Annotated in this window: 3 protein-coding genes; 2 read left to right on the top strand and 1 reads right to left on the bottom strand. The window is 71.1% G+C overall.

The window, feature by feature from the left end; translation table 11 throughout:
• On the top strand, positions 1–519 hold a 519-nt coding region (locus tag G7A99_RS18635), incomplete at its 5' end, for a Xaa-Pro peptidase family protein (protein ID WP_163143001.1).
• A 101-nt stretch (positions 520–620) separates the two neighbouring features.
• The gene (locus G7A99_RS18630; protein WP_163142998.1) at positions 621–1,634 is read left to right on the top strand and encodes a GlxA family transcriptional regulator; all 1,014 of its coding nucleotides are present in this window, start codon (positions 621–623) and stop codon (positions 1,632–1,634) included.
• Positions 1,635–1,639: 5 nt separating this feature from the next.
• Here G7A99_RS18630 and G7A99_RS18625 read toward each other — a convergent pair.
• Positions 1,640–2,075 (bottom strand): sodium:calcium antiporter (locus G7A99_RS18625; RefSeq protein WP_371807635.1); only part of this gene is annotated, 436 nt, incomplete at its 5' end.

The following is a 2,075-nucleotide window of genomic DNA, read 5'->3' as shown; positions in this document are numbered from 1 at the left end:
TGGTTCAACGAGGCCAGCGACCGCGTGATCCGCCCCGGAGAGCTGGTGGCCCTGGACACCGACACCATCGGCTGCAACGGTTACTACTCGGACTTCTCGCGGACCTTCCACGTCGGCCCCGGCCGCCCCTCCGGCTATCAGCAGAGCCTCTACCAGATGGCCTGGGAGCAGGTGCACCACAACATCGACATCCTCCAGCCGGGGATGAGCTACCGCGAGATCGCCGAGCGCGCCTGGCGCATCCCCGAGCGCTTCCTCGACCGGCGCTACCCGTCGATCATCCACGGCGTCGGCATGCACGGCGAGACGCCGCTGGTGGCCCACTCCGTGGACTTCGACCGCTTCACCGGCGACGGGGTGCTCGAGCCGGGCATGGTCGTGAGCGTGGAGAGCTACATCGGCGAGGTGGACGGCCCGGAGGGCGTCAAGCTCGAGGAGGAAGTGCTGATCACCGACACCGGCGTCGAGATGATCTCCAAGTACCCCTTCGACGAGGCCCTGCTCGGCCGCCACGTCTGAACCGCCCACGCGCGGATGGCATACTGGGGGCTGCGGGCCCCGATCCGGCCGTGGCACGGCGGATCGGGGCGCTCCCTCGCCGAGACAGGCCGGAACCCACCATGAACGCGACCGACACGGAGACCGCCGAACCGCAGGACGCGGGCGCACCGGCCCCGCGCCAGATGGGCTTTCTGCTGCTGCCGCAGTTCTCGATGATCTCACTCGCCGCAGCGATCGACCCGTTGCGCATGGCCAACCGCCTCTCCGGGCGGCACCTCTACGAATGGCCGCTGTACTGCCCGGGTGACGCCCCGGTGACGGCGAGCAACGGGATGCTCTTCCGCCCCACGCGGCGATTCGGTGACGGCGAGGGCCTGTCCGCGCTGTTCGTGGTCGCCGGCTACGACGCCGCCGCGGTGGAGAGCCCCGCCATCACCCAGTGGCTGCGCCAGCTCGCCCGTGCCGGCATCACCCTGGGCGCGACCTCCACCGGCACCCTGCTGCTCGCCCGGGCCGGACTGCTGCAGGACCGCCGGTGCACCATCCACTGGGAGAACGCCGACAGCCTGCGCGAGGAATTCCCGCGGCTGCACGTCACCAACGAGCTCTACGAGGCCGACGAGGGCGTGCTCACCTGCTCCGGCGGGGTCGCCGGCCTGGACATGATGCTCGAGCTCATTGCCCGGGACCATGGCGAGGCGCTCGCCAATGCGGTCGCCGAGCAGGCCATCCACCCGAGCATCCGCCCCGCCCACGCCGCCCAGCGCATGTCTCTGGAGGCCAAACACCGGATCCGCCATCCGCGGCTGCTGCGCGCCGTGGAGATCATGCGCGCCCACCTGGACGAGCAGCTCCCCGCCCGGGAAATCGCCGAAAGCGCGGGCATCTCACCGCGCCAGCTCGAGCGGCTGTTCCGCCGCCACTTCGACCGGACGCCGCGGCAGTTCTACCTGGAGCTGCGCCTCGACCGGGCCCACGACCTGCTACGCCAGTCGACGCTGAGCATCCTCGAGATCGCCTCCGCCTGCGGGTTCTCGTCCTCGTCCCACTTCGCGCGCTGCTACCGCCGGCGCTTCGGACGCTCCCCCGGCGCCACCCGGAGCGGACGCGGGGACGGCGCCGTCGCCCGCTGACCGCCTCAGGTCATGCCGAGGGACACGTACACCGCGTAGCCGGCAAGCAGCAACGCCCCTTCCCAGCGGGCGAGCCCGAGCCGGGTGGCGAGAAAGGCGACCACCGCCACGGCAGCGGCGATCATCACCCACTGGTCCACCGCAAGGATCCGGGGTGCCGCCGACAGCGGATGGATCAGCGCGGTAACGCCCAGGATCCCCAGCAGGTTGAACAGGTTGCTGCCGAGGATATTGCCCACGGCCACATCCGCCTGTCCGCGGAGCGTGGCGAGCAGGGAGACGGCGAACTCCGGCAGCGAGGTCCCCACCGCCACGACCGTCAGGCCGATTACCGCCTCGGGGACGTCGAGCGCCCGGGCCAACGCGATCGCCGAGATCACCAGCAGCCGCGCCCCGCCCACGAGCAGCGCAAGCCCGCCGATCAGGGCAACGAGCGCCCGC

It is taken from the genome of Arhodomonas sp. KWT (assembly GCF_010993615.1).
The sequence above is the reverse complement of the archived record's forward strand: the minus strand, read 5'-3'. Positions and strand labels throughout refer to the sequence as shown.

Bases quoted from the DNA above. Each gene is read 5' to 3' on its own strand.
- G7A99_RS18630 (WP_163142998.1), top strand. From the start codon at position 621: ATGAACGCGACCGACACGGAGACCGCCGAACCGCAGGACGCGGGCGCA.